The following is a 26,869-nucleotide window of genomic DNA, read 5'->3' on the forward strand; positions in this document are numbered from 1 at the left end:
AGCTGGTTCTGCTGGAATCCTTGATGCGTGTGCAATCTGATGGTGTTCCTGCTTCGCGGCTTACGCCGCTCCCACAAACGACCGGCCTGGGTTCCGGCCTTACTTCAACCGCACCGTCCACTCCACTTCGAGCTTGGCCTCGGCGTCGAACAGGCGGCTGATCTGCACCCAGCTGGCGGCTGGATATTTGCCGTCGGCGAAGAAGGTCTTGCGTTCGGGAATCGCCTTGATCAAGCCATCCATATCGGTGGTGAATACCGTTTCCTTGACCACCTGGCTGCTGTCGGCATCAAACTGCTGCAGGATTTTGCTCAGTTTTCCATAGCAATCACGTACTGCGGCCTGCATGTCCGCGCCCCTGCAGGGCACGCCGGAAACATGCAGCGTGTCGCCATCACGCACCACGCCGGTATAGCCGATATCCACTTCCCAGCTGCCCAGTTGATGCCGTTCCAGCGGCACCTCCTTGGCCGTCGCGACAAATGCACTGCTCAACAACCCCAGCATCAACAACGGCAATACGCGCATCGAAAAATCCTTTTGAAGTGAGAGGAACAACAGCTACGGAAGTACGCTTGCAAAAACACTCAACCCGCCCTGCCCTTGCCGCGCCCACTCCAGCCCAGCAACGGGCCGGTCATCGCCGTCGTCACCAAGGCCATGATCACCAATACCGCAAACAGACGATCACCAAGCAAGCCGAGTTCATAACCAAGATTGAGCACGATCAGTTCCATCAAGCCGCGGGTATTCATCAACACACCCAAGCGCAGTGAATCGTGGGCCGGCATGCCTGCACTGCGCGCAGCGGCAAACGTGCCAAGCAGCTTGCCGACACTGGCCACCGCTATCACCAGCAGGCACAGCCACAGGTCGCTGACCTGCAAGGCATCGGCGCGCAGGCGCAAGCCGGTCATGGCGAAGAACAGCGGCAACAGCAAGGTCACTGCCAAGGGTTCGACCTTGTTGATGATCAACTCGCGCAGCTGCGCATTGGAGTTCGCGGCCACACCGGCGGCAAACGCACCGAACAGGGCGTGGATTCCCAGGGTCTCGGTCAACAAGGCGCTGGCCAGGGTCAGCAACAGCATGCCCAGCAACCATGCCCCTTCGCGTCCGGCGGCAATCTGCTGGCGCGCAAACCATGGCCGCACCACGCCCAACATCAGCCCGATGAAAGCCGTCACACAGGCCAGGCTGAAACCTGCTGCGCCCCACCCCGCCGCCTGCGTTGCCGCAACAATCAACGCAAGCATGCACCAGGCCGTGGCGTCGCCCAGCGCTGCACAGGCAATCGCGGTCTGCCCCAAGGGACTGTGGGTCATACCGCGATCGGCAAGAATGCGCAGCAGCACCGGAAAGGCAGTGATGCTCAGCGAGATACCGATGAACAGCGCAAACGAGGTGAAGCCCACGCCGGCCGGGCCGTGCGCCGGATACAAGCAGATCGCCAGCAACACGCCACACAGGAAGGGCACCGCAATGCCGGCGTGGCTGACTGCAATGGCAAACCGTCGACGCCCCTGCAACCGCCCCAGATCCAGCTCGGCACCAGCAACCAACAGGAACATCAGCACACCGAGCTGACTGACCAGACCAAGCGGGCCCAACGAACTGGCCGGGAACAGCGCGCTCTGCAACTGCGGGAAGACACTGCCAAACAGCAGCGGCCCCATCATCAAGCCGGCGGCCATCTCACCAATCACGGCCGGCTGGCCAAACCAGCGCAACAGCCGTCCTGCTCCCTTGGCCACCAGCAGCAATACCAGCAGTTGCAGCAGGAACAGACCCAAGGGCGAACTCGAATGCAGTGCCGCCGAGCCAGCCTTGACGGCCTGCTGCACCGGCGCTGGCACGTCCATCCCGGCATAGCGGGCCAATAGCAGCGCAGCCAACAGCGGCAGCGCGGCCCAAACCAGATAGAGCCAGCCCCAGTGCACCCGCGAGCCGGGGCGATGCGTTCCTGCGTCCATGATCTTCCCTTGCGTAAGCCGGCGATGATACGGCCCACGACTGCACTGCGGCAGCTGCAAACGCACGGCCCGTACCACTACGGGCCGTGCGCAGTCACTCAGCCAGCCAGGGCCTGCTCATGCACCCCGGCCACGGCACGGCCAGAAGGATCAGCCATGCTGGCGAAGCTGGCATCCCAAGCGATCGCCGCCGGTGACGAACAGGCAATCGACTTGCCGCCAGGCACGGTTTCCGAAGCCGCATGGCTGGGGAAGAACTGCTCGAACACGTGGCGGTAGTAGTACGCCTCCTTGGTCTGCGGCGGGTTGTGCGGGAAGCGCTTGTCGGCGGCGGCCAGCACGCGGTCGCTGACCTGTGCCTCGGCGTGCGCCTTCAAACCGTCGATCCAGCCATAGCCGACGCCATCACTGAACTGCTCCTTCTGCCGCCACAGGATTTCCTTGGGCAGATAGCCTTCAAAGGCTTCGCGCAGCACGGCCTTCTCGATGCGGCCACTGGCCTTGTCGACCATCTTGTGGCGCGCATCCATCTTCATCGCCACGTCGAGGAACTCACGGTCCAGGAACGGCACGCGCGGCTCCACGCCCCAGGCCATCATCGACTTGTTCGCGCGCAGGCAGTCGTAGTTGTTCAGCGCATCGAGCTTGCGCACCAGTTCCTCATGGAACTCGCGTGCGTTCGGTGCCTTGTGGAAGTACAGATAGCCGCCGAAGATCTCGTCACTGCCTTCGCCGGACAGCACCATCTTCACGCCCATTGCCTTGATCCGACGTGCCAGCAGGAACATCGGCGTGGACGCGCGGATGGTGGTGACGTCATAGGTCTCGACGTGGCGGATCACTTCCGGCACCGCATCCAGGCCTTCCTCGAAGGTGTATTCGAAGCCGTGATGGACGGTGCCCAGCATTTCCGCCGCCACCTTGGCCGCGGCCAGGTCAGGCGAGCCCTTCAGACCGATAGCGAAGCTGTGCAGGCGCGGCCACCAGGCCTCGCTCTGGCCACCGTCCTCGACGCGGTTGCGCGCATAGCGCGCCGCAACCGCCGCGACCAAGGACGAATCCAGACCACCAGAGAGCAGCACGCCGTACGGCACATCGGTCATCAGTTGGCGATGCACGGCGCGCTCGAAGGCCTCGCGCAACTCGGTCAACGACACATCGACGCCCTCAACCGCGTCGTAATCGCGCCATGGACGCTCGTAGTACTTGCTCAGCGTATCGGTGCTGCTGTCATACCAATGGCCGGGCGGAAACTGCGCCACGTCGGCGCAGGTATCGGACAGCGACTTCATTTCCGAGGCCACGCACAGCCGCCCCTGCTTGTCGTGCCCCCAGTACAGCGGCACCACGCCGATCGGATCACGGGCGATGATCACGCGCTGCTTGGCGCGGTCCCACAGCGCGAACGCGAAGATGCCGTTCAGCCTGTTCAAGTAGGACGCAGGCTCATCCTCACGGTACAGCGCGTTGATCACCTCGCAGTCCGAGCCGGTCTGGAAGGCGTAGGGCTGGGTCAGTTCCTTCTTCAGTTCCTGGTGGTTGTAGATCTCACCGTTCACCGCCAGCGCCAGCTGACCGTCATCGGACAGCAGCGGCTGCGAACCGCCAGCCGGGTCGACGATGGCCAGCCGCTCGTGCACCAGGATGGCGCCGTCGTCTACATAGACACCGCTCCAATCCGGGCCGCGGTGCCGCTGGCGCTGGGATTGTTCAAGTGCCTGCCGACGCAGCGCCTGCAGGTCGTCACCGGATTGCAAGCCAAAAATGCCGAAGATGGAACACATGGGAAAGCTCCTGGGTTGTGTGGGGACAAACATTGGAAGCAACGGCTTGAAGACCTGCAGCCGCTCGGTGTTCCCGCCCCGGCCACAAAAAAACCCGCATCGGCCGATGCGGGTTTTCTGGTGTCCTGAGCGTGTTGCCTGTTCTAGCTCTGGTCGCAGTCCCGCAGTGGCCGCGCACGATTATTCGCGCGCAGATTATTGCGGTTGTTATTGTTGACGGCGGAGGCCAGGAGCGAGGACATGGCGCTGACGTTATCCCGGTATTGACGGCGGCGCAACTGTTGCTTTGGCAACCGATTCAGCAGCTGGGCTGGCGCTCTCCGTGATAATCGCCCGCCACCTTGCCCGGACCTGCTGGATGCCCCGTCCCACGCCCCGCGCGTTGCTGTATGCCCTGCCCCTGTTCACCTTGCTGGCGTGCGCGACAACACCCAACACCCGCCCGCCCAGCGACACCGAGCGCGAGGCGCTGTCCGCAGCCGCCGATGGGCAGTTCGATTCCGCCCTACGGGTGGCCAAGATGTACCAGGCCTGGAACGACCCGCGCGCATTGGACTGGTACGCGCGCGCAGCGGCGACAACGCCACGCAGCCACCGCAGCACCAGCGCCGAGGAACAACTGGGCAGGATCCTTGAGCGTGGCCGCCTGGACAGCGGTGAAGAACCGCAGAGGCCGCAGGACATTCGCTTCAAACCATCGCCACGCAAGGCATTGCGCTGGTACCACAGCGCCGCCTACCACGGCTCACCTTATGCCATGCACGACCTGGCACGTTGGCACGAGCGCCAGGGCGACATGGCGGGCGCCCTGCGCTGGCGGCTGCGCTCAGCGGTGTACATGCGTGAGTTGTACAAGTTGGACGCACTGCGCGATGCAACCCGCGCCTCGACCGAAGCGGCGCGCCCTGCCAGCGGCCAGCCCTCCACCAATACGGCCATCGCCCGCATCCAACGCCGGGCCGCGCGTGGTGACGCCGAGGCCCAGGTTGATCTGGGCACCTTGCACGAAGCAGGCATCGGCATGCCTGCGGACATGAACGAGGCGCTGCGCTGGTACCAGCGCGCTGGCGAGCAAGGCAACGTCTACGGCCAGTACTTCAGCGGGCTGGCGCTCGGTCGTGGCAGCAAGGGCCTGCAGAAAGACGAGGCTGCAGCGGCGGCATGGTTCGCGCGCGCCAAGGCACAGGAGTTCTATCTGGCTGATGAGTCGTATTGGCGCCGGGCCATCGCGCCGCCGTTCTTCATCTTCGAGTAGAACGCGCAGATCTGTACACACAACACGGCGCGCGGCAAGACTGCATCAGCGCATCGATGTCGCGCAGAATGAGGCGCTGGCACCTGCAGAGTTGGACATGACGAACCCTCCTGTTTTCCGCGAAGAAACCATCGACCGCGCACGCATGCAGCAGATCATCCGTGCGCATCCGCGCGCAGCGGTGTTCGAATCCTGCGCGCTGGACGAGGGTGACTTCTCGCGCCTGGACATGGACGGCTACCAGTTCAAACACTGTTCGCTTGCCAGAGCAAACTGGCTGGCTGCAGCACTGGAGGAAACACAGTGGCAGAAATGCCGTGGCAGCCACTGCGACTTCAGTTCAGCACAGCTCAGCGATTCACGCTTCGACCATTGCGATCTCAACAACAGCTTCTGGCGACGCGCCACGCTGTCGTCGGTGCAGTTCAAGGATTGCAAGCTGACCGGCGCCCACCTGCAGGAAGTGAGTGGCTGGGCACTGGATTTCCACGACTGCCTGCTGGTCAGCGCCGACCTGCGCGGGCTTTCGTTCCGCAAGGCAGAACTGGAGGGCCTGGACTTCTCCGACGCCGACCTGTCCGGCTGCGACTTCCGCGATGCCGTGTTCACCGGCGGCAGCCTGCGCAACGCGCAGACCCGGCTGACCCGCTTCGAAGGTGCCGACCTGCGCAATACCGATATCAGCGGACTCAACGTGATGGATGCCAAGTACTTCAAGAAAGCAGTGATCTCGCAGCGGCAGGCTGCTGCGGCGCTGGCGGCGTTCGGCTTGATTGTCGCTTGAGGCGAAAGTGGTGAGCTACGCCCCTGCTTGAAGGCAGGCAACATCCACCCGATTTCGCCCCTCACGCTTGCCCCGGTACAACGCCTGATCGGCACAACGCAGCAAGGCCATCGGGTCCTGCTCAAGTACAGGCGTGCAGACTGCAACCCCAACACTGATGGTCACCCGCTGTCCTGCCGCACCGCTGACCTGTTCCACCGCACTGCGCAGGCGTTCGCCACGCACAAGTGCCACGTGCTCATCGCAGCCTGGCAGGATCAGCACGAACTCCTCGCCGCCGTAGCGTGCAACCAGCTCTTCGGCACCTGTTACCTGCGCGGCCAGCGTCTGCGCTACCCGTCGCAACTGCAGGTCGCCGATGTGATGACCGTGGGTGTCGTTGAATTGCTTGAAATGATCCACATCGATCATCATCACCGCCAATGGTTGCTGTCGCTCCGCGCAGCGCCTCCAAGCGCGCGGCAACGCCTTTTCCATCGCATGCCGGTTTGCCACACCGGTGAGTCCATCGGTCACCGCCAAGACTGAGAGCCGGGAGTTGGCACTTTGCAGTTCGGCCGTGCGTTCGTTGATCTTCTCTTCAAGCAAGCGGTTCCGCTTGTTGATGGCGCGGGTGCGCAGCCGCACCACGGCGACGACGAACAACAGGCCCGCCACGCCAAATCCCACCCGAACCCATGGCCGCTGATACCAGAATGGCGCAACCTGCAATCGATAGCTCATCGCCTCGGTGGGCGCACCGCCCAGTACACGCGCCTGCAACTGGAAGGTATACGCACCGGCCGGCAAGCGCTGGTAGGTCAGCTCACGCCCGCCTGCCCAGGACGACCACTCGTGGTGGTAACCCGGCATGCGATAACGGAACTCGACTTCCGGCTCCATGCTCTGCACGCCGAAGCGCAAGGCCAGACCCGCGCCGGCCGGCAGCTGCGCCGTCGTTTGCGGCGACAGCGGCAGCAACACTGGCGGATGATTAGGGCCTTGCAGTTCGATACGGTCCAGCCGCGCCTGCGGTGCTGGAGCGATGGATTCAACCGCAGCAGGATCCAACTGCAACACACTGTCGCGGCTGACCACGCGCAGCTGCCCGTCACCGTGCAGGGCGACCGTCATGAAACCGGGAACGCGGCTGTCGCTGACCTGCTGTAACTGGAACACGCTGGCACCTGGCTTACGCCACCACAGCTGCCGCGCCGTCCACGCGAAGCTCCCCTTGACGTTGTCCTCGCCTTTCAGCTCCATCGGTGCCTGCAGCCCTGGCAGCACGGGCAATGCGGCGGCCACGAACTGTTCGCCCTGCAGGCGATGCACCTGTTGGCCGGAGATCGCATACAGCACACCATCGCTGCGGAATAGACGGGTGCCTTGCCCTGCTGCTACAGGCAAGCCCTGCGCCGGCCCGTAGCGCTGCTCGGCAAGCAACTGGCCACTGCCCACCGCGAAGCGCCAGCGCCGCACGCCGCCGCCTGCGTCGCCTGCCCACACCTCGTCCACGGCAGCTGCATAGAATCCATTGACCGTGCTGGCGCCGACATGCCATTGCGATTGCACCTGCCAACGCCCTTCACGCAGGCCAAGCACGACGATTCGGCCATTGGCCACAGCGAAGATGCGGTTTGCGTCGAACGCCGAGGTCAGCAGTTCACTGACACTGTCACCGAGCACCGGCGGCAGCAACCGCCGGGGCTGGGTGTGGCCTGGATCAAGCACCGCCAGACCGTAGCGATCACCGATCAGGAGTCCGGCGCTTGTTCCTTCCAGCGCGAAGGTTTCCAGATCATGGTGGGGCCACCGCAACTGCGAGAACATCGGCGTACCCGCCGTGGAAGCCTGCGCGCTCCACACGCCCATGCCCGCAACCCACAGGCGACCGTCATACCAGGTGCTGTCGAAGATGCGCCCGCTCAGCCCATGCAAACGCCCATAGCGCGTCCACGGCAGCGACCAGCGCAGGCGCGCGATTCCGCTCTCGCTGGAGACCCACACCGCACCTTCGTGATCCTCCACCAGATCGTGCATCTCACCCGAACTGGCAGCAAAACTGTCGAGCAGCCTCAAGCCCGGCGAGAAGCGCATGATGGTGCCGTCGAAGCTGCCAACGGCAAAGCCACCATCGGCCAACGCAATTCCGGTATAGGGTTCATGCAGGCCGAAGGCAGTGTCGGCCTCGCCGTCGAGCTTGCGCAGGCGCTTGCCATCGCTGAGATGAAAACCATCGCCAGCAGCAAACAACAGGCCGCCGCGATACGGCCAGGCAGCAGGAACACGCATTTTTGAAAGTGGTTCAGTGCCTTCAGCCAGAACCATTGCGGCCCGATCCACGCGATACAGGCCTACACCCGGCACCCGGAAATAGACATTCTCGCCAGCCACCAGCGGGCGTGTACGTGCGCCGGGGGGAAGCTGCAACCGCGTAGTACTGCCGTCTTTTTCCAATACGAACAACGCCCCGGCGCTGACCGCGTGTACGCCGCGCGCGGTTTCGCCTAGCGAAAAAACCTCCACCGGCACCTGCACCAGGCCCGCACTGGCCAAGCGCGGCAGCAGATCGACAAATCTGTGGGTGCCATCGGGCTGCCGCAGCAGCCGCCCGAACACACCCGCACCTGCGACAAGGATGCTGCCATCGCGCGCCAGCACGATCGAGTACACCGGCGCTTCGCCCGCCACCTCCAGCAGCTCCCAGACGCCGCTGCGGAAGATCATCACCCCTTCGCCACTGGCCGCATAAAGATCACCGGCGCGGTCAATGACCACGCCGGGATAGGTTGGTGACGCTGGTAGCTGACTCACCCCGAACTGCCGCAGCAGTGGCAGGCCATGCATCGTGGCGGTGGCGTGCGCGAACGGCAGCGCCCACACCAGCACAAGGGCCATCAGCCCTTTACGGAACCCCATTTGAACCCTGTCCATCTCGCCCCCCCGGCAAGATTGTGCACCCGCACCGTAACAGTTCAGTCCAACAGCTTTTCGATCAGCTTCCGGTACAGGTCTGGCAGCGCTTCCAGGTCGGCCACGCGCACGTTCTCATCGACCTGGTGGATGCTCGCATTCACCGGGCCCACTTCGATGCACTGCGCACCCAACGGGGCAATGAAGCGGGCATCGGAAGTGCCACCGCCGGTGCTTTCTTCCGGTGCGGCACCAGCGAACTCGGCCAGTACCGCGCGCGCAACACTGCGCAGGCGGCCTTCCGGCGTGTAGAACGGCTCACCGCTACGGTGCCAGTGCAGGTCGTAGTCCAGGCCGTGACGGTCCAGCAGCGCGCCGATCTCGGTCTCAAGCTTGTCCGCATTCCAGTGCGGGTTGTAGCGCAGGTTGAACATCACCTGCAGCTCGCCCGGGATGACGTTGTTGGCACCTGTGCCGGCGTTGATATTGGAAATCTGCAGGCTGGTGGACGGGAAGCTTTCGTAGCCATCATCCCAATGCCTGGCGGTCAGCTCAGCCAGGGCGGGCGCGGCCAGGTGGATCGGGTTCTTCGCCTTGTCCGGATAGGCGACATGGCCCTGCACGCCCTTGATGCGCAGCTTGGCCGAGAGGCTGCCACGACGGCCGACACGCAGCAGGTCACCGAGCCTGGCAGTGGACGAAGGTTCGCCGGTAATGCACCAGTCGATGCCCTGCCCACGTTCTACAAACAGCCTGGCAACGTGGCGCACGCCATCGATGGCATCGCCTTCCTCGTCACTGGTCAGCAGCACCGCCAGCGTGCCGGGGTGGTTCGGGTGGGCGGCAACAAACTGCTCGGCGGCAACCACGAAGGCGGCAACGCTGCCTTTCATGTCGGCAGTGCCGCGCCCGTACAGCACGCCATCGCGCACTTCCGGCTTGAACGGATCGCTGCTCCAGGCCTCAACCGGACCGGTCGGCACCACGTCGGTGTGGCCGAGCAGCACCAGCACCGGCGCGCCGCTGCCATGGGTAGCCCAGAGGTTGTCGACCTCGCCCAGGCGCAGGTGCTCGCAGTTGAAGCCGGCAGCCTTGAGGCGGCCGGCGATCAATTGCTGGCAGCCGGCGTCTTCCGGGGTTACCGAGGGGCGTGCGACCAGGTCGCAGGTCAGGGCTAGTACGTCGTTCATGGGGACCTATTGGATCAGTGGCTTCGCGGCTTGCGCCGCTCCTACATGCGGTGGTGGATCAGGCGATGTTGAAGCGGGCTTTGAAGCCATTGTCACTGAAACCCTGGCTCAAGGTCCCGTCGTCGGTGATCACCAGCGGGCGCTTGATCAACTGCGGGTACTCGCGCAGCAGCAGCTTCCACTCGGCATCGGACTCGGGCGATTTGCGGTTGTCCGGCAGCTGCCGCCAGGTGGTCGAGGATTTGTTGATCATCGCGGCGAAACCGCCGGCCTTGCCAGCCCACTCCAGCAGCGTTTCCGGGCTGGGTTTGTTGTCGCGATAGTCGACGAAGGTGTAGCCGACATTGAAGCGGTCCAGCCACTTGGTGGCTTTCTTGCAGGTGTCGCAGTTTTTAAGTCCGTAGATCGTGGTCATGGTTCAAAGCTCGCGGTGATGTAACCCCTCTCCCTTCGGGAGAGGGGTTGGGGTGAGGGTAAGAGCGAAGCCTCGCGCAGGCGAGGTACTGAAGCGCTTCGCGCCAACCCTCATCCGCCCCTTCGGGGCACCTTCTACCGAAGGGAGAAGGATGAGGTCAATCCGCCAACCCACGCAGCAGGTCATTGACGCTGGTCTTGCTGCGGGTCTTGGCGTCCACCTGCTTGACGATCACCGCGCAGTACAACGAATGGGTACCGTCCTTGGACGGCAGCGAGCCGCTGACCACGACGCTGTAAGGCGGCACGTAGCCGTAGGTCACCTCGCCGGTGGCACGGTTGTAGATGCGGGTGCTCTGGCTCAGGAACACGCCCATGCCGATCACGCTGTGGTGGCCGACAACCACGCCTTCCACCACTTCCGAACGCGCGCCGATGAAGCAATGGTCTTCAATGATGGTCGGGCTGGCCTGCAGCGGCTCAAGCACGCCACCGATGCCGGCGCCGCCGGACAGATGGCAGTGCTTGCCAATCTGCGCGCAGGAGCCGACCGTGGCCCAGGTATCAACCATGGTGCCCTCGCCCACATGGGCACCGATGTTGGTGAAGCTCGGCATCAGCACCACGTCCTTGCCGAAGTGCGTGCCGCGACGGGCAATCGCGCCCGGCACCACACGCACGCCAGCCTGGCGGAAGGCAGCTTCGTCGTAGCCTTCAAAACGCGACTCGACCTTGTCCCAGAACGGTGCCGGGGCGCCGTCCATCACCGCCATGTCATTGACACGGAAGTACAGCAGCACTGCCTTCTTCAACCATTCGTTGACCTTCCAGCCGCCATTGCCATCGGGCTCGGCAACGCGGAATTCGCCCGACTCCAACCCGTCGATCACGCGGTTGACCAGCGGACGGGTGGACCCTTCGATCTCGTCCATGGTCAGCATGCTGCGGCGCTCGAATGCGCTCTCAATGCTGAACTTCAGCTCGGCCACACCCGGTGCCGGCGGCTTGCGCAGGCTGCGCGGGCCCACCGACGGCGTCACCGGCTTGCTCAACTTCGGCTTGGCAGCGGCAACCTTCTTGACCGGTGCCTTGACCGTCTTCGCAACAGGCTTGGCGGCCGGCTTGGTCGCAGCTGCGGCCTTCTTCTTCGGCGCTACGGCCTTGCTCGGCGCGGCCTTTGCAGGCGCAGCCTTCTTGGCGGTCTTCCTGGTCACGGTCTTCTTGGTTGCGGGCTTGCTTGCCATCAGTGGGGGTCTCCTGGCTTGTTGTCGGGATCCAGGCAGGCAAGCAATGCATCACGCAACGCCTGCATGGAGGTTTCGGTAAGAGGGTGATCGTGGCGATCGGTAAGTTGGAACTGATCCTCGGCGCGCTCACCGAAGGTGGCGATGCGTGCATCCTGCACGCGCAGGCGCTGGTCACGCAGTACATGCGCCACATCGGCGAGCAGGCCGGGGCGATCCGGCGCCACCAGGTTCAAGACAGTCCGGCTTTCATGACTGGCGTCGAGAAACTCGATGCGCGGGGCGAAGCGGAAGTGTTTGAGCTGGCGCGGCATCACCCGTCGCGAGGGGCGCAGGATCAGGATATTACCGGCCAGCGCCTTGCGCAGCACGGATTCCAGGCGCGTGGCGTCGCCGTCAGCGAAGCTGCCTGCAGGCGTCACTTCAAAGGTATCGAAGATGGTGTCGTCGGGGCCGTCGAGCACGCGCGCGCGGTGAATGCCGTAGCCGGCACGGTCCAGGGTCATCACGATGGCGGCAAACATGCCGTCGCGGTCCGGCGAATGCACGAACACTTCCAGCGCATCACTCTCGGGCGTGATCCGTCGCACCTTGACCAAGGTGCCGCCCTTATGGATTTCCACCAGCGAGGCCGCCTGCCACACCAACTGCTCGGGGCGGAAGCGAACAAAGCTTTCGTCAGGCATGGCCGCGAACTGGCGATCGATCACCGCATCGTCATGGCCAAGCAGGCGCATCTGTTCGCGCACATTGTCGCGTGCTTCCTGCACCCGCTCGGCCTCCGGCAAGGGATGTTCCAGACCCTCGCGCAGCGCGCGGCGGGTGGCGAAATACAGGTCGGCCAGCAGCCTGTCCTTCCACGCATTCCACATCTTGGGGCTGGTGCCGGCGATATCGGCGCAGGTCAGCAGGTACAGGTAATCGAGACGATCACGGTCGCCAACCAGGCCGGCAAAACGGTGGATCACTTCCGGGTCGGTGATGTCCTGCTTCTGCGCGGTCACCGACATGCGCAGGTGCTGCTCGACCAGCCACGCCACCAGCTCGGTATCGGAGCTGCTCAAACCATGTGCGCTGCAGAATTCGCGCGCATCCACCGCGCCCAGTTCGGAGTGGTCACCGCCACGGCCCTTGGCGATGTCATGGAACAGGCCGGCCAGCAACAGCAACTCCGGCTTGCGCAGGCGCGGCCAGACTTCGTGCGCGATGGAGAAGCGCTCATCGGCACGGCCACTGGCAAACAGGGCCATGTTCCGCAGCACCATCAAGGTGTGCTGATCTACCGTGTAGACATGGAACAGGTCGAACTGCATGCGCCCGGACACCGCGGCGAATGCGGGAATCCACTGCCCCAGCACGCCCAGACGCGCCATCCGCGCCAGCGTATCGACCGCACGCGGGCCGCGCAGCAAGGCCATGAACTGCTCGCGGACGGTCTCGTCCACGGCAGCATAGGCAGGAATTTCGTCCAGCATCTCGGCCAGGCCACGCGCGGTCATCGAGTGCAGTCCGCGCACGTCGGCGGTGCGTGCCCAGCAGGCGAACAAGGCAAAGATGCTGCGGATGTCGCCGTGCGGCCAGAACGGATCGTCGGCTGACAGGTAGCCGCGGCGCAGCGAGAACCCTTCGCCTACCGGCTGCGGTGTCGCCTCACCGTCAAATTGTTCTTCAAAGCGCTGCAGCAGGCGGTCGCTGATGCGGCGGATCACCGTCGCGCTGCGGTAGAAGCCCTGCATCATTTTTTCCACGCCCAGGCTTTCGGCGTCATCGCCAAACCCCATGCGTGCGGCCAAGGTCTTCTGGTAGTCGAAACGCAACCGCTCTTCCGGACGCTGGGCAACCAGATGCAGGCCGAAGCGCAGCCGCGCCAGTACCTGGCGCTCGCGCTTCAGCGCGGCAGCTTCGTCCAGGCCCAGATGGCCCAAGCCGACCAGCGCGTCGATATTGCTGACACCGAAGGCGCGCAATGCCATCCAGCCCAGCGTATTGAGATCACGCAGACCGCCCGGGCCATCCTTGATGTCCGGCTCGAGGTTGTCGGCGGTGTCACCAAAGCGCTGGTGGCGCGCCAGCAGTTCTTCGCGCTTGGCCAGGAAATAGTCACGCGGCGGCCATACCAGACTCGGCGCGATTGCCCGCGCCAGACCGTGCTGGGCGGTTGCATCAGCGACCAGCGGGCGCGCCTCGATCAGGGCGGTCAACACGGTCTGATCAGCCGCGGCGTGAACACATTGCGTTGCCGAACGCACTGCATGGCTGGCCGGCAAGCCGGCATCCCACAACAGGGCGAACAAACGTGCCAGTGCGGCTTCGTGGCGTTGCTGCACGTCGGTTTCGGCCAGCACCAGCAGGTCGATGTCCGAGCGCGGGAACAGCTCGCCACGGCCGTAGCCGCCGACTGCGAACAGGGCCAAACCAGCCGCCGCAGGAATGCAGCGCTGCCAGGCTTCAATGATCAGCTGATCAACCGCGCGCGCGCGCAGACCGGGCAGGCGTTCGACATTGTCGGTCTGCTCGAAGCGTTTGCCCAGGCGGGCATCGGTGTGGGCAAGTGACTGCCGTGCATCGGCAGCCCATTGCGCGTCACCGGCAGGATCTGCCGGCGTGTCCAGAATCGGGCCCGCCGGCAGTGAGGTCATGCCTGCGCGGATTCCGCCGGCGACAACGTCAACACCTCAACGCCATCCTCGGTCACCACAATGGTGTGCTCCCACTGCGCCGAGAGCTTGCGGTCCTTGGTCACCACGGTCCAGCCATCCGGTAGCACCTTGGTGTAGCGGGTGCCTTCGTTGATCATCGGCTCGATGGTGAAGGTCATGCCCTGCTTGAGCACCAGGCCCTGGCCGGGACGGCCGTAATGCAGCACCTGTGGCTCGTCGTGGTAGACCTTGCCGATGCCATGGCCGCAGTACTCACGCACCACGCTGAAGCGCTCGCCTTCGGCGAATTCCTGGATCGCATGACCCACATCGCCCAGGGTCGCGCCCGGCTTGACCGCACGGATACCGCGCCACATGGCTTCCTTGGTGGTTTCCACCAGGCGCTTGGCCATCACCGACGGCGTGCCGACGTAGTACATGCGGCTGGTATCACCGTGCCAGCCATCCTTGATGACGGTCACGTCGATATTGATGATGTCGCCATCCTTGAGCACCTTGGCTTCGCTGGGAATGCCGTGGCAGATGACGTTGTTCACCGAGGTGCACACGGTCTTGGGGAATCCGCGGTAGCCCACATTGGCCGGGATGGTGCCCTGCACGTTGACGATATGGTCGTTGCAGATGCGATCCAGCTCTTCGGTGGTGACACCGGGCTTGACGTGCGGGGTGATGATGTCGAGCACCTCAGCCGCCAGACGGCCGGCGATGCGCATCTTCTCGATTTCTTCGGGGGTTTTCAGTTGGATTGCCATGTGCCGATTATCCCCCATTTGGGCTATTCCGCTAAGTATTTCACATTAATGAACGCGGAATCAGGCACCTGGCTCGCCATGGCCCTGGACTTTCCTGACCGGGGACAGCTGATCTGCCAGCACCATGCTTGCTCCAGCGAACCGCACCGCACAGGCACCGGGCCGCAGCACCCGCCCGCAAACACCGAGCCCGCAAGAACGCCCCCGCCTGGGAACGCAAAGGGCCAATTGACGGAAATTAGCAGGATCCCCTGTTCAGCCGAAACTGCCCACGTGAACACGTGTCAGCGCTGCACTGCCGTGCTTAGCTCTGCGCGCACACCGGGACCAAGCCCCATGGCCTCGCCGCTGCCGCCAACCGCCGGGAGAATCGACATGCTCACGCGCACACGCTTGATCACCACCGCCAGCATCGCATTGCTGGAAATTGCAGGTCCCACCCACGCAGCCACCCAGACAGCACAGTTCCAGGTGCGCCTCGTCATCACCGAGTCCTGCGATATCCAGACGGTCGCCGCTGGCGACATCGATTTTGGCAGCGTGGCCCGCACCACCGGCACTCCGCTCGACGCGCAGGGCACGCTCGAGGTGAACTGCACCAACGGCACCCCGTACACCATCGGCATGGATCCCGGCGCCAATGCCACCAGCACCACGGCCGCCGCCGACAACCGGCGCATGAGCGATGGTGCCAGCAACTTCGTCGCCTATGGGCTGTACCGCGATGCCGGCCGGCAGAACTTCTGGGGCGAGGTGATCGGCACCGACACCCTCGCCGGCACCGGCACCGCCACTGCACAGACCATTCCGGTTTATGGCCGCGTGCCTTCGACCGATGCGCCAGCCGGCAGCTACGGCGACACGGTGATTGCCACGATCACCTACTGAGTCCCGGTCCGATGCAGCCACCCGATCTGCTCCCACCCCACACCTTGCCCCGCCCCCCAGCGCGGGTAGCCTGGGCGCTGATGTTGCTGGCACCACTGGCCTGCGCCGGCAAGCTGCAGGTCGCGCCCATCCTGATTGAATTCAGCGATGACCAGCAGGCACAGGCGCTGTGGCTGGAGAACACTGGCGACCCCCCCCTGCATGCGCAGGTGCGGGTACAGCGCTGGACCCAGAGCAACGCAGGCGACGTGCTTGAGCCCTCGCAGATGCTGCTGGCGCGCCCGGCCATCGTCCAGATCGGCGCCGGCCAGCGGCAGTTGGTACGCGTACTGCGGCCCCTGCCATTGCCAGCGACCGTCGCACAGGAACAGGCCTACCGCCTGCTGGTGGATGAGCTGCCGGCTGTCCAGGCCAGACCTGCCCTGGGCCTGAATTTCCTGCTGCGCTATTCCATCCCGGCATTTGTACTCCCCGCTGGCGCGGTGCCACGCGAGCGGGAAAACAAGGCCACCACTGACACCACCGGGCTGCGGGCCAATTGGCGGGTGGAGGCTGGCGTGCTGACTCTGACGCTGCACAACGCAGGTGCCCAGCGCGTGCGCCTGAGCCAGCTGCGCTGGCTGCCCGAGAGCGGGCCGCCGATTGAGCTGACGCCTGGCCTGCTGGGCTATGTGCTGGCGGGGCAACACATGCAGTGGACGCTGCCACTACCAACCCCCTTCCCCCTCACCGGCACTTTGCAGGCAAGGCTGAACGATGCCGCCATCCCGCAGCCGCTGCGCTCTGCTGAGCTTTGACCTGGCGATGCTCATGGTCGGTAGCTCCTCCATTTCCGCCGCGCCACTTGCCCGCATGGATGCAGCACCTACGAACATCACCGAACAACCGCCACAGGAGCTGTATCTGGAAGTGCAGATCAACCAGAGCAGCGCCAGCCAACTTGCACGCTTCATCGTGTCCGGGACGCAACTGTCCGCCAGCGCGGCAACACTGCTGGAACTGGGCCTGCGCCTGCCCACAGGCGTTGCCAGCGGCCAGCGATCAGTTGATCTTGCGCAACTACCGGGCATCAAGATCGACTACGACGCAGCCAATCAGCGCCTTGCACTACAGCTGCCACTGACAGCGCTGAATCGCCCGCTCACCCACCTGAGCGTTGCAACCCCAGCTGCGACGCCTGCAGTCAGCGACAGCAGCCCAGGCTTCCTGCTCAATTATGATCTGCATGCGCAACAGCACAGCGGCTTCCGCAGCGTCAGCGGATTCACCGAAATGCGCCTGTTCGGCGTGGGACCCGGCATCTGGTCCAGCACCCAGGGCAGCCGCCTGGATGCTGGCAGCGGCCGCTGGCAGGGCAGAAACGTCCGGCTGGACAGCCGCTGGCAGCTGGACCTGCCCGGTCCGATGCTCAGCCTGAGCGTGGGTGACTGCATAACCAGCGCACTTGATTGGTCGCGCGCCACCCGCATCGGCGGCATCCACCTGTCGCGCAATTTCTCGCTGCAACCCTACCGGGTGACCACGCCGCTGGCCTCGTTCACCGGTGAGGCAGTCCTGCCGTCCACGGTTGACCTATACATCAACGGTATCCGCCAGGCCAGCCGCAACGTGCAGCCCGGCCAGTTCCAGCTGGATACTGCGCCCGCCCTCAATGGCAGCGGCCAGGCACAGCTGCTGCTGACCGACATCAACGGCCAGCAACGCATGCTGGAATTTGCGCTGTATGGGGCACCGACACTGCTGCAGACGGGGCTGACGGACTGGTCGCTGGATATCGGCGTGCTACGCCAGGACTACGGTCTGCATTCCTTCGCCTATGGCGGCAGGCCAATGGCCAGCAGCAGCGTTCGCCACGGCCTGTACAACCAGCTGACCATCGAAGCGCATGCCGAACTCGGCGCGGACCTGCAACTGGCCGGCGTCGGCGCGGTAGGCCTGCTCGGAAAGCACGCTGGAATACTGAGCAGCTCTTTCACCACCAGCCGCACAGGTGCGCTGCAGGGCCGCCAGCAGACGCTCGGCTATCAATGGAACACACACGGCTTCAGTGTCTCGGCCAGCACCCAGCGGCGCAGCCCCGGCTTCCGCGATGCGGCTGCGCTTCTCGCCAATGCGCCCATGTCGCGACGTACCGAGCAGGTGTTCGTGGGCCTGGGCAACGCCCGCAGCGGCCAGTTCAGCCTCAGCTACGTGTCCCAGAGCTACCCGGGTAATCCGCGTACGCGCCTGGCCGGCGTGGGCTGGTCGCGCAACCTGCGCAGCAGCGCCTGGTTCAGCGCGCAGCTCCAGCACGATCTGGACGACCGCCAGATGGACAGCGCCAACCTGTACGTTTCCCTGCCCCTGGGCCGCCTGACCCAGCTCAGCAGCTCGCTGCGCCACGGCACTGATGGCAATGTGCTCTCGGTGGAAGCAAATCGCAGCTTGCCTGTGGACGCGGGCGGCTGGGGCTGGCGCGCACAGGCGAGCATGGGCGCATACCGCAGCGCCAGCGCCGAACTGCGCAATCTTGGCGATGCAGGCCAATGGCGCATCGGCATGGACTACAGCGCCACCGGCGGTACGCTGGCGTACGCCGATGCCAACGGCAGCGTGGTGTGGTTTGGGCAGGGCGTGCACGCCCTGCGCCAGGTTGACGACGCCTTTGCCCTGGTCTCCACCAATGGCGTGGCACAGGTTCCGGTGCGGCTGGAGAACCGCCTGGTCGGCAACACCGACGCGCATGGCCAGCTGCTGGTCACACCGCTGCATGCCTGGCAGCGCAACCTGATCAGCATCGACACTCTGGACCTGCCGATGGACATGCAACTGGATACGCCACAACGGCAGGTGGTACCTGCATCCGGCAGCGGTGCAAGAGTGGATTTCAAGCTGAAACCCAGCCACCCGATACGCCTGCAACTGCGCGGCGCGGATGGGAAATGGCCGGGCGTCGGCAGCCCTGTCATCGTCGAACGTGGCGGCCAGACCGTCGCAACCACCGTCGTTGGACATGAGGGCGAGGTTTATCTGCAGGACGCCCTCGCCGGCGCACGGCTGCGCATCGTCACCGACAATGACCACGACTGTGTGATTTCCTTGCCAGTCACCGCACAACAAGCCGACCCAGGCTACGCGGTGGCGCTGCAGTGCCGACCATGACCCATACCGCCACTACTGGGCGACAAGGCCATGCCGCTGCCATTTTATTGTCCCCGGTGCTCGCCCTGCTGTGGACAACGCTGGCTGCGCCGGCCTTGGCGCAAACCTGTCAGGTGAGCAACACGCCCACGCTGGACTTCGGAACCACCTCGCCAACAGCCAATACCGATGCACAGACCACCGTCACGCTCAGCTGCCAAGGCCCGCCAACCTTCAGTGCGCAGATAACCGCCTGCATTTTCATCGACCTTGGCTCACCCGGTGGGATGGCGCCGCGCCGGATGAGCAACGGAGCCGGCGCATTGATGAACTATGACCTCTATTCCAACCCCGCCCGGACCCAACTGCTCGGTCCTTTCGGTGGCGGCTATCCGATCTATGCAGTCAACTTTCCGATTGCCACCGCAGCCCAGCTACAGATCAACTTCACCATCTATGGACGCATCCCTCGCGCCCAGGCGCTGCCGGCCGCCTATGTCTACACCGCATTGCCCGGTGCCTCCGTGGTGCGTTACAGCTACGGCTCGCAGCTGCTGCCCTCGCCCAGCGCGGAAAACTGCCGTGACGGAACCAGCCCGTTGTTCGGCGGTGCCGGGCTGAGCAATTTCACCTTCGGCACGGTGCAGGCCCGCGCCGCCAATACCTGCGTGCTGGACATGGCCAGCGATCTGGATTTCGGCAGCGCCAGCGCCCTGGACCGCCCGCTCGACCAGATCTCGGAAATCCGCATGCGCTGCGCCACCGACACGCCCTGGAGCATCACCCTGGACCAAGGCATCAACCCGGACAATGGCCAGCGGCGCATGGCGTCCAATGGCAGCTACATCAACTATGAGCTCTACCAGGACCCAACCCTGAACATACCGTGGGGCAATACCAGGGAAACCGGCACCAGCGAAGCGGGGGTGAACCTGGATGTGGCAATCCCGGTATATGGCCGGGTGTTTCCGCAAACCACGCCCTTACCTGGCACCTACAGCGATACGGTCACCGTGACGCTTACTTACTAGTGCCTGCTTATTAGTGCCTGTTCAGTCTGGCGCATCCAGGCATCAGTCCGGCCAAATTGCATCCGGCGCAGTCGGAAGCTATACTTCGCCGGCTTTTTCGGGCTCATGCCCCCTGAAGCACGCTGACACCGGGCGTCAACCGGTGAATCCTCACCTGTCGCCCCCATCCGTGCCGGGGTGCCCTGTTTTACAGGGTTCGGCCACGGAGGCACCAGGGAAGCCCAACCCCGGAACTGTTTGCGCGCTCTGCATAAAAGCCGCGCATCGCAGCACGACCCCAACAAACCGGTCGCGCGCGGTGTCAGTTCCACCATCAGGAGTTTTGCAATGCCCCAGATCACCATGCGTCAGATGTTGGAAGCCGGCGTCCACTTCGGCCACCAGACCCGCTACTGGAACCCGAAGATGGGCCAGTACATCTTTGGCGCCCGCGGCAAGATCCACATCATCAACCTGGAAAAGACCGTCCCGCTGTTCAACGATGCGATGAACTTCATCTCGTCGGTTGCCCAGAAGCGCGGCACCATCCTGTTCCTGGGCACCAAGCGCAGCGCACGCGAATCCATCAAGGAAGAAGCAGAGCGTTGCGGCATGCCGTTCATGAACCAGCGTTGGCTGGGCGGCACCCTGACCAACTTCGCTACCGTGAAGAAGTCGGTTGCCCGCCTGAAGGAACTGGAAGCCGGTGAAACCGACGGCACCTTCGACAAGCTGGTCAAGCACGAAGTGCTGGGCCTGCGCCGTGAGCGCGACAAGCTGGAAGCCTCGCTGGGCGGCATCAAGGAAATGAACCGCCTGCCCGACGCCATCTTCGTCATCGACATCGGTCACGAAGACATCGCCATCAAGGAAGCCAAGAAGCTCGGCATCCCGGTGATCGCCGTGGTTGACACCAACTACAACCCGGAACTGGTCGATTACGCCATCCCGGGCAACGACGACGCCATCCGTGCCGTGCAGCTGTACGCTCGCGCCGCTGCTGACGCCGTGCTGGAAGGCAAGGCCGCTGCTCCGAACGCCGCCACCGTGCGCGAAGAAGAGTTCAGCGAAGCCGCTGCTGGCGAAGAGGCCAAGCCGGCCCGCCGCGCTCCGGCCAAGAAGGCTCCGGCCAAGAAGGGTGACGAGGCTTCGGCCTGATCCCCACCGGCGGGCGCAGCGATTGCGCCCGCTTCCCCTGTGCTGGCACCAATGGCGCCGAGCACTGACAGGGCTGCGTAACAACGGCCGGCCATCATGGCCGGCCTACCCCTTTCTATTGATGAGGTAATTCCATGGAAATCACTGCTTCCCTGGTCAAGGAACTGCGCGAGCGCACCGGCGCCGGCATGATGGAGTGCAAGAAGGCTCTGTCCGAAACCAACGGCGACATCGACGCAGCGGCGGAAGCCCTGCGCAAGTCCGGCGCTGCCAAGGCCGACAAGAAGGCCGACCGCGTCACCGCTGAAGGCCGCGTGGGCGTTGCCAGCAATGGCGGCAAGGCCGTGCTGGTCGAAGTGAACTCGGAAACCGACTTCGTTGCCAACGACGTCAACTTCAAGGCGTTCGTCGACGCCGTCGCCGCTGCCGCCCTGGCTTCGGGCGCTGCCGACGTTGAAGCCCTGAAGGCCGTCAAGCTGGCCAGCGGCGAAACCGTTGAAGAAACCCGTGCCACCGCGATCCAGAAGCTGGGTGAAAACATCCAGATCCGTCGCCTGGTCAAGATCGACGGCAACAACACCGTCGGCACCTACGTGCACAGCAACGGCAAGATCGGCGTGCTGGTCGAACTGGCCGGCGGCAACGCCGAGCTGGCTTCGGGCCTGGCCATGCACGTGGCCGCGATGAACCCGCCGCACAACAAGGCTGCCGACGTCCCGGCCGACTTCGTTGCAAAGGAAAAGGAAATCGAGCTGGCCAAGATGACCGACAAGGACAAGGCCAAGCCGGCCGACATCCTGGAGAAGATCATCAGCGGCAAGATCAACAAGATCATCAGCGAAGTGACCCTGTACGGCCAGAGCTACGTGCTGGACAACGACAAGACCGTCGAGCAGGCCGTCAAGGCCGCTGGCGGCGACGTCGTCGGCTTCCAGCGCCTGGCTGTCGGCGAAGGCATCGAGAAGGTGGTGGAAGACTACGCCGCCGAAGTTGCCAAGGCGATGCAGGTCTAAGCACCCGCAGCCCGCAACAGCTGAAAAAGCCGCGGATTTCCGCGGCTTTTTCTTTGCCGCAAAGTACCCGCGACACCACACTCGCGGCACTGGACTGCAATACCCGGCCTTTGCTTAAGCCATCCTGTATGCTTGAACCACTGCCGCCTGCCTCTTCGACATGTCCCCCGAGCTCACTGCAGCCCTGTCCCTCTGCCGCAACCTGCCCTCGCCACCGGCCATCGCTGTCCGTTTGATCGAGCTTGCACAGGATCCGGAAACCGACATCGCCAGCGCTGCCGACGTCATTGCACTGGATATGGGCCTGAGCGCACGCATGATGCGCATCGCCAATTCACCGCTGTACGCCAGCCGCCGCCGCATCGAAAATCTCGGCCAGGCATTGACCATGCTTGGCCTCAACGCCACCTTGCAGCTGGCACTGGGCTTCAGCCTGTCTCGCGCCCTGCGCGATGATCAGACTCATGCAAACCAGTTGGACGCCGTATGGCGCCGCAGCATCCTCAGCGCACTGGGAGCACGCTACCTGGGACTGGCGCGCAACGTACGCCGCGTCGAAGAACTGATGCTGGCCGGCCTGCTGCAGGACATCGGCATTCTTGCCCTGCTGCAACTGCGCAGCGACAGCTACCCGGGCCTGCTGGGCAGCGCCGGCAACAACGACGAACTACTGGCACGCGAGCGCACCATCCTCGACTGCAGCCACGCAGATGTCGGTGCCGCACTGTGCGAACAGTGGGGCCTGCCGCACTACCTCGTCGAAGCAATCCGCCACAGCGAAGCGCCGGCGGAGCCAGCCGACCTGTTCGAGCGCTGCGTCGCGCTCTCCGGAAGCATTGCCGAGATCTGGCTCAGCCCCGACACTGACGAAGCTCGCGACCAGGCGCTGCGCCTGGTGCATGCGCAGCTGCAGATGGATAGCAGCCAGTTCGAACAGGTCCTGCAGCAGGTCAGCCAGATGCTGCCCGAGATCAGCGCGCTGTTTGACGTGCCGGTGCCGTCACCGGCACGCATCACCTACCTGCTTGATCACGCCAGCGAACTGATGGCCCTGCGCAACCTGCGCGAGCTGCAGGATGCCAGCGCCTCGAAACGACGTGCCGATGACTTCGAGCAACAGGCACGCCGGCTGACCGAACAGGCCCACCTGGACGCCCTGACCGGCCTTCTTAACCGGCGCCAGCTGGAAGTAGTGCTGGCACAGGAATTCGACCGCGCCGCCCGTGCAGACCGCCCCTTGTCGGTGGCTTTCATCGATCTGGACGATTTCAAGAAGATCAACGACCAGCACGGCCACCTGGTCGGTGACCAGGTACTGCAGGCCTTCGCCAGCCAGCTGCAGGGCCAGCTACGCGGCAGCGATACCGTGGCACGCTTCGGCGGCGAGGAGTTCGTGGTGTTGTTCCCGGGCACCAACGAGCAGACCGCACTGGAAGTGATCCGGCGCGTGCTTGGTGCCATCACCCAGGCCCCGATCGTCACCGTCGCCGACATGCCGCTGCACGTGACCTTCTCGGCCGGTGTGGCTACCCATGGTGCCTATGAGCGCTTCACCGATATGCGCGACCTGCTCAAGGCCGCTGACGACGTGCTGTACCGCTCCAAGAACCTCGGCCGCAACCGGGTAATTGCCCGCGCACCAGACCTCCACCCCACCGCCTGCTGAACCAGATTGCGATTGACCGGCCTTTTGTCGCTGCGCTGCAACAATAGATGTCACCTGAAACTGCGGCATCCGTTAGAATCCCCCGCGTTTTCCAGCCATCTGAGGTCACCATGTCCAAGCTCGCCTACCGCCGCATCCTGTTGAAACTTTCCGGGGAGGCGCTGATGGGAGACGAGGACTACGGCATCGACCCCAAGGTCATCAACCGCCTGGCCCATGAAGTCATCGAGGCCCAGAATGCCGGTGTGGAGATCGCACTGGTGGTTGGTGGCGGCAACATCTTCCGCGGCGCCGGCCTGGCCGCAGGCGGCATGGACCGGGTCACCGGCGACCACATGGGCATGCTGGCAACCGTCATCAATGCCCTGGCCATGCAGGACGCGCTTGAGAAAGCCGGCGGTAAGGCCCGCGTGATGAGCGCGATCAAGATCAACGACGTGTGCGAGGACTACATCCGCCGCCGCGCCATCCGCCATCTGGAAAAGGGCCGCTTGGTGATCTTCGCCGCCGGCACCGGCAACCCGTTCTTCACCACCGACTCGGGCGCCGCCCTGCGCGCGATCGAGATCGGCGCCGACCTGCTGCTGAAGGCCACCAAGGTCGACGGCGTCTATGACAAGGACCCGAACAAGCATGCCGATGCGGTCCGTTACGAGAGCCTGAGCTATGACCAGGTCATCAGCCAGGGACTGGAAGTCATGGACACGGCCGCCTTTGCCCTGGCCCGTGACAGCGACCTGCCGCTGCGCGTTTTCGACATGAGCCAGCCCGGCGAACTGCTGAAAATCCTGCACGGCGAGCACATCGGCACCCTGGTCCACGGCCGCGACGCCCACTAACCCACGCCGCCGGCGCGGTGGGCAGGGGTAATCGCCTATAATCGGCCGGTTCTAGAAACATCCAGGATTCGGCCGATGATCAACGATATCAAGCAAGATGCGCAGGCGCGCATGACCAAGAGCATCGATGCTCTGCGCCACACCCTTACCACCATCCGCACGGGCCGCGCGTCGCCGGCCCTGCTGGACGGCATCAAGGTCAAGGCCTACGGCACCGACACGCCCCTGAATCAGGTGGCCAGCATCAGCGTGTCCGAAGGACGCTCGCTGGTGATCACCCTGTTCGACAAGAACATGATCAAGGAAGTGGAAAAGGCCATTTACGCCTCCGACATCGGCATCACCCCCACCACCATGGGCACCGTGATCCGCCTGAACCTGCCGCCGCTCACTGAAGAGCGCCGCAAGGAACTGGCCAAGTCGGTAAGCAAGGAAGGCGAAGAAACCAAGATCGCCATCCGCAACATCCGCCGTGATGCCAACCAGGAAGTGGCCAAGCTGCTCAAGGACAAGGCGATCACCGAGGATGACGACCGTCGCAGCCAGGAAGACATCCAGAAGCTGACCGACAAGGCGATCAAGGACGTCGACGAAGTGGTCAAGCTCAAGGAACAGGAACTGATGGCGGTCTGAGGCGTGTCCTCCGTCCCGCACAGCAACACCGCCACCGCAGCCGTGCCGGGGCACATTGCCATCATCATGGATGGCAATGGCCGCTGGGCACAGCAACGGCGGCGGCCGCGCATGATTGGCCACCGTGCCGGCGCGCGCGCGGTCAACCGCAGCATCGATTTCTGCCTCGAACGTGGCGTTCGCGCACTGACCCTGTTCGCGTTTTCCAGTGAAAACTGGGGCCGCCCGCAGGAAGAAGTCGATTCGCTGATGAAGCTGTTCCTCGGCGCACTGGACCGCGAGGTGGATGAACTCCACCGCCGCGGCGTGCGTGTGCGCTTCATTGGTGACCGCAGCCGCTTTGCCGGCAGCATCGTCCAGCGCATGGACAAGGCCGAACAGCGGACCATCGGCAATACTGCGATGACCCTGAGCATCGCCGCCAGCTATGGTGGCCGCCAGGACATCGCACTGGCTGCGCGGACGCTGGCCGAGCAGGTTGCCGCTGGCACATTGAAGCCGGAACAGATCGACGAATCACTGCTGGGCCAACACGTCGCTTTGGCCGACATGGCGCCGCCGGACCTGTTCATCCGCACCGGTGGCGACACCCGCATCAGCAACTTCCTGCTGTGGCAGCTGGCGTATAGCGAGCTGTGGTTCACTGACGTGCTGTGGCCGGATGTCGATGCGGCCGTCCTTCAACTGGCACTGGATGACTATGCAGGGCGCGAGCGCCGCTTCGGTCTGACCAGCGCCCAGATCGCCGCCAATGCGGCACCGAGCGCACATTCATGACCAAAACCCGTGTGATTGCAGCGCTGATCATGGCCCCCGTGGCGATCTGCGCGATCCTGTTCCTGCCGACCCAGTGGCTGGCCGCTGCAGCCGCCCTGGTGTTTCTGATCGGCCTGTGGGAGTGGCTCAAGCTCACCGGTGTTGTCGGCCTGCCGCGCACCGTCCTGGTGGTCCTCAACCTGTTGCTGATGGTGCTGCTGGTCTGGGCGTCGGACGGCAGCATGGTGTTGTTCCAACTGGCGGCACTGATGGGCGTCGGCTTCTGGCTGCTGGCGCTGCTGTGGCTGCGCTTCTTCGACTTTGGCGCGCACGATGAAAGCAGTGCGCGCATGCTCAAGCTTGCCGCCAGCAGCCTGGCGATCATTCCAGCCTGGGCTTCACTGGTACTGATCCACGCCAGCGCCAATGGTCACCTGTGGCTGTTGACCGCACTGTCGCTGGTCTGGGCGGCCGATTCCGGCGCGTATTTCGCCGGCCGCGCTTTTGGCAAGCACAAGCTGGCCCCGCGCATCAGCCCCAACAAGACCATTGAAGGCCTGCTGGGCGGCCTGCTCGCCGGCCTGGTTACCGCCGGCGTATTTGGCTGGTGTGCTGGCGTGCAGATGTCACAGTTCGGCTGGTTGATGCTGGTTACCGCGGTGGCGGTACTGGCCTCGGTACTGGGCGACCTGTTCGAAAGCCTGCTCAAGCGGCATGCCGGCGCCAAGGACTCAGGCCATATCATTCCCGGCCACGGTGGCGTTCTGGACCGTATTGACGGCGTCCTGGCTGCCCTGCCGGTGTTCGCGCTGGGCAAGGAAATCTTCGGCTTCTAAGC

General features: G+C 64.1%; 22 protein-coding genes. 13 read left to right on the plus strand and 9 right to left on the minus strand.

All coding sequences use genetic code 11. From position 1 onward, the window contains the following. Positions 1-99 precede the first annotated feature (99 nt). The 3 genes from ACVOL0_RS08250 to asnB form a co-directional block, all read right to left on the minus strand. Positions 100-528, minus strand: coding sequence for a RidA family protein (locus ACVOL0_RS08250; protein WP_481548672.1), 429 nt, complete (start codon positions 526-528; stop codon positions 100-102). A gap of 59 nt (positions 529-587) precedes the next feature. Beyond that, the gene (locus tag ACVOL0_RS08255) at positions 588-1,973 is read right to left on the minus strand and encodes a cation:proton antiporter domain-containing protein (protein WP_481548673.1); all 1,386 of its coding nucleotides are present in this window, start codon (positions 1,971-1,973) and stop codon (positions 588-590) included. 98 nt (positions 1,974-2,071) lie between these two features. After that, positions 2,072-3,757: an asparagine synthase B gene (asnB, locus tag ACVOL0_RS08260; RefSeq protein WP_481548674.1), complete on the minus strand. Its 1,686-nt coding sequence runs from the start codon at positions 3,755-3,757 to the stop codon at positions 2,072-2,074. A 358-nt stretch (positions 3,758-4,115) separates the two neighbouring features. On the opposite strand from asnB, the gene ACVOL0_RS08265 reads away from it, so the two are divergent. Next, positions 4,116-5,012, plus strand: a complete 897-nt coding sequence (locus ACVOL0_RS08265; protein WP_481548675.1) for a tetratricopeptide repeat protein — start codon at positions 4,116-4,118, stop codon at positions 5,010-5,012. Positions 5,013-5,109: 97 nt separating this feature from the next. After that, positions 5,110-5,796, plus strand: a complete 687-nt coding sequence (locus tag ACVOL0_RS08270; RefSeq protein WP_481548676.1) for a pentapeptide repeat-containing protein — start codon at positions 5,110-5,112, stop codon at positions 5,794-5,796. 15 nt (positions 5,797-5,811) lie between these two features. Here the strand turns inward: ACVOL0_RS08270 and ACVOL0_RS08275 are convergent, their stop codons facing one another. The 6 genes from ACVOL0_RS08275 to map all read right to left on the minus strand — a co-directional run bounded on the left by ACVOL0_RS08275 (position 5,812) and on the right by map (position 14,948). Next, positions 5,812-8,694 carry a GGDEF domain-containing protein gene (locus ACVOL0_RS08275; protein WP_481548677.1) on the minus strand — a complete coding sequence of 961 codons (2,883 nt, stop codon included), beginning with the start codon at positions 8,692-8,694 and terminating at the stop codon, positions 5,812-5,814. Positions 8,695-8,750: 56 nt separating this feature from the next. Then, the gene (gene dapE, locus ACVOL0_RS08280) at positions 8,751-9,878 is read right to left on the minus strand and encodes a succinyl-diaminopimelate desuccinylase (protein ID WP_481548678.1); all 1,128 of its coding nucleotides are present in this window, start codon (positions 9,876-9,878) and stop codon (positions 8,751-8,753) included. Positions 9,879-9,936: 58 nt separating this feature from the next. Then, positions 9,937-10,293 carry a Spx/MgsR family RNA polymerase-binding regulatory protein gene (locus ACVOL0_RS08285; protein ID WP_481548679.1) on the minus strand — a complete coding sequence of 119 codons (357 nt, stop codon included), beginning with the start codon at positions 10,291-10,293 and terminating at the stop codon, positions 9,937-9,939. A 157-nt stretch (positions 10,294-10,450) separates the two neighbouring features. Then, the gene (dapD, locus tag ACVOL0_RS08290) at positions 10,451-11,536 is read right to left on the minus strand and encodes a 2,3,4,5-tetrahydropyridine-2,6-dicarboxylate N-succinyltransferase (RefSeq protein WP_481548680.1); all 1,086 of its coding nucleotides are present in this window, start codon (positions 11,534-11,536) and stop codon (positions 10,451-10,453) included. Beyond that, entirely contained in the window at positions 11,536-14,151 is a 2,616-nt protein-coding gene (locus ACVOL0_RS08295; RefSeq protein WP_481548708.1) for a [protein-PII] uridylyltransferase, read from the minus strand. Before ACVOL0_RS08295 ends, dapD begins: the two co-directional genes overlap by 1 nt. A gap of 20 nt (positions 14,152-14,171) precedes the next feature. Further along, positions 14,172-14,948 (minus strand): type I methionyl aminopeptidase, encoded by a 777-nt coding sequence (gene map / locus ACVOL0_RS08300; RefSeq protein ID WP_481548681.1) that lies wholly within the window; start codon positions 14,946-14,948, stop codon positions 14,172-14,174. A gap of 375 nt (positions 14,949-15,323) precedes the next feature. Between map and ACVOL0_RS08305 the strand changes: the two genes are divergently transcribed. From ACVOL0_RS08305 to ACVOL0_RS08355, 11 genes are all read left to right on the plus strand, one after another. After that, the gene (locus ACVOL0_RS08305; protein WP_481548682.1) at positions 15,324-15,836 is read left to right on the plus strand and encodes a Csu type fimbrial protein; all 513 of its coding nucleotides are present in this window, start codon (positions 15,324-15,326) and stop codon (positions 15,834-15,836) included. 80 nt (positions 15,837-15,916) lie between these two features. After that, positions 15,917-16,633, plus strand: coding sequence for a fimbrial biogenesis chaperone (locus ACVOL0_RS08310; protein ID WP_481548683.1), 717 nt, complete (start codon positions 15,917-15,919; stop codon positions 16,631-16,633). Positions 16,634-16,646: 13 nt separating this feature from the next. Next, positions 16,647-18,977 carry a fimbria/pilus outer membrane usher protein gene (locus tag ACVOL0_RS08315; RefSeq protein WP_481548684.1) on the plus strand — a complete coding sequence of 777 codons (2,331 nt, stop codon included), beginning with the start codon at positions 16,647-16,649 and terminating at the stop codon, positions 18,975-18,977. Beyond that, complete coding sequence (locus ACVOL0_RS08320) at positions 18,974-19,987, plus strand: Csu type fimbrial protein (RefSeq protein WP_481548685.1); 1,014 nt, start codon at positions 18,974-18,976, stop codon at positions 19,985-19,987. Before ACVOL0_RS08315 ends, ACVOL0_RS08320 begins: the two co-directional genes overlap by 4 nt. 327 nt (positions 19,988-20,314) lie before the next feature. Next, on the plus strand, positions 20,315-21,124 hold the full coding sequence (gene rpsB / locus ACVOL0_RS08325; RefSeq protein ID WP_481548686.1) for a 30S ribosomal protein S2: 810 nt from the start codon (positions 20,315-20,317) through the stop codon (positions 21,122-21,124). A 134-nt stretch (positions 21,125-21,258) separates the two neighbouring features. Next, positions 21,259-22,137 carry a translation elongation factor Ts gene (gene tsf, locus ACVOL0_RS08330; protein WP_313169348.1) on the plus strand — a complete coding sequence of 293 codons (879 nt, stop codon included), beginning with the start codon at positions 21,259-21,261 and terminating at the stop codon, positions 22,135-22,137. A gap of 160 nt (positions 22,138-22,297) precedes the next feature. Continuing rightward, positions 22,298-23,803, plus strand: a complete 1,506-nt coding sequence (locus ACVOL0_RS08335) for an HDOD domain-containing protein (protein WP_481548687.1) — start codon at positions 22,298-22,300, stop codon at positions 23,801-23,803. Between the two features lie 110 nt (positions 23,804-23,913). Then, on the plus strand, positions 23,914-24,642 hold the full coding sequence (gene pyrH / locus ACVOL0_RS08340; RefSeq protein WP_481507894.1) for a UMP kinase: 729 nt from the start codon (positions 23,914-23,916) through the stop codon (positions 24,640-24,642). A 75-nt stretch (positions 24,643-24,717) separates the two neighbouring features. Beyond that, positions 24,718-25,275: a ribosome recycling factor gene (gene frr / locus ACVOL0_RS08345; RefSeq protein ID WP_481507893.1), complete on the plus strand. Its 558-nt coding sequence runs from the start codon at positions 24,718-24,720 to the stop codon at positions 25,273-25,275. Between the two features lie 3 nt (positions 25,276-25,278). After that, positions 25,279-26,052 carry a polyprenyl diphosphate synthase gene (gene uppS / locus ACVOL0_RS08350; protein ID WP_481548688.1) on the plus strand — a complete coding sequence of 258 codons (774 nt, stop codon included), beginning with the start codon at positions 25,279-25,281 and terminating at the stop codon, positions 26,050-26,052. Next, positions 26,049-26,867: a phosphatidate cytidylyltransferase gene (locus tag ACVOL0_RS08355; protein WP_481548689.1), complete on the plus strand. Its 819-nt coding sequence runs from the start codon at positions 26,049-26,051 to the stop codon at positions 26,865-26,867. Before uppS ends, ACVOL0_RS08355 begins: the two co-directional genes overlap by 4 nt. Positions 26,868-26,869 lie beyond the last annotated feature (2 nt).

It is taken from the genome of Stenotrophomonas sp. STEN021 (assembly GCF_056760175.1).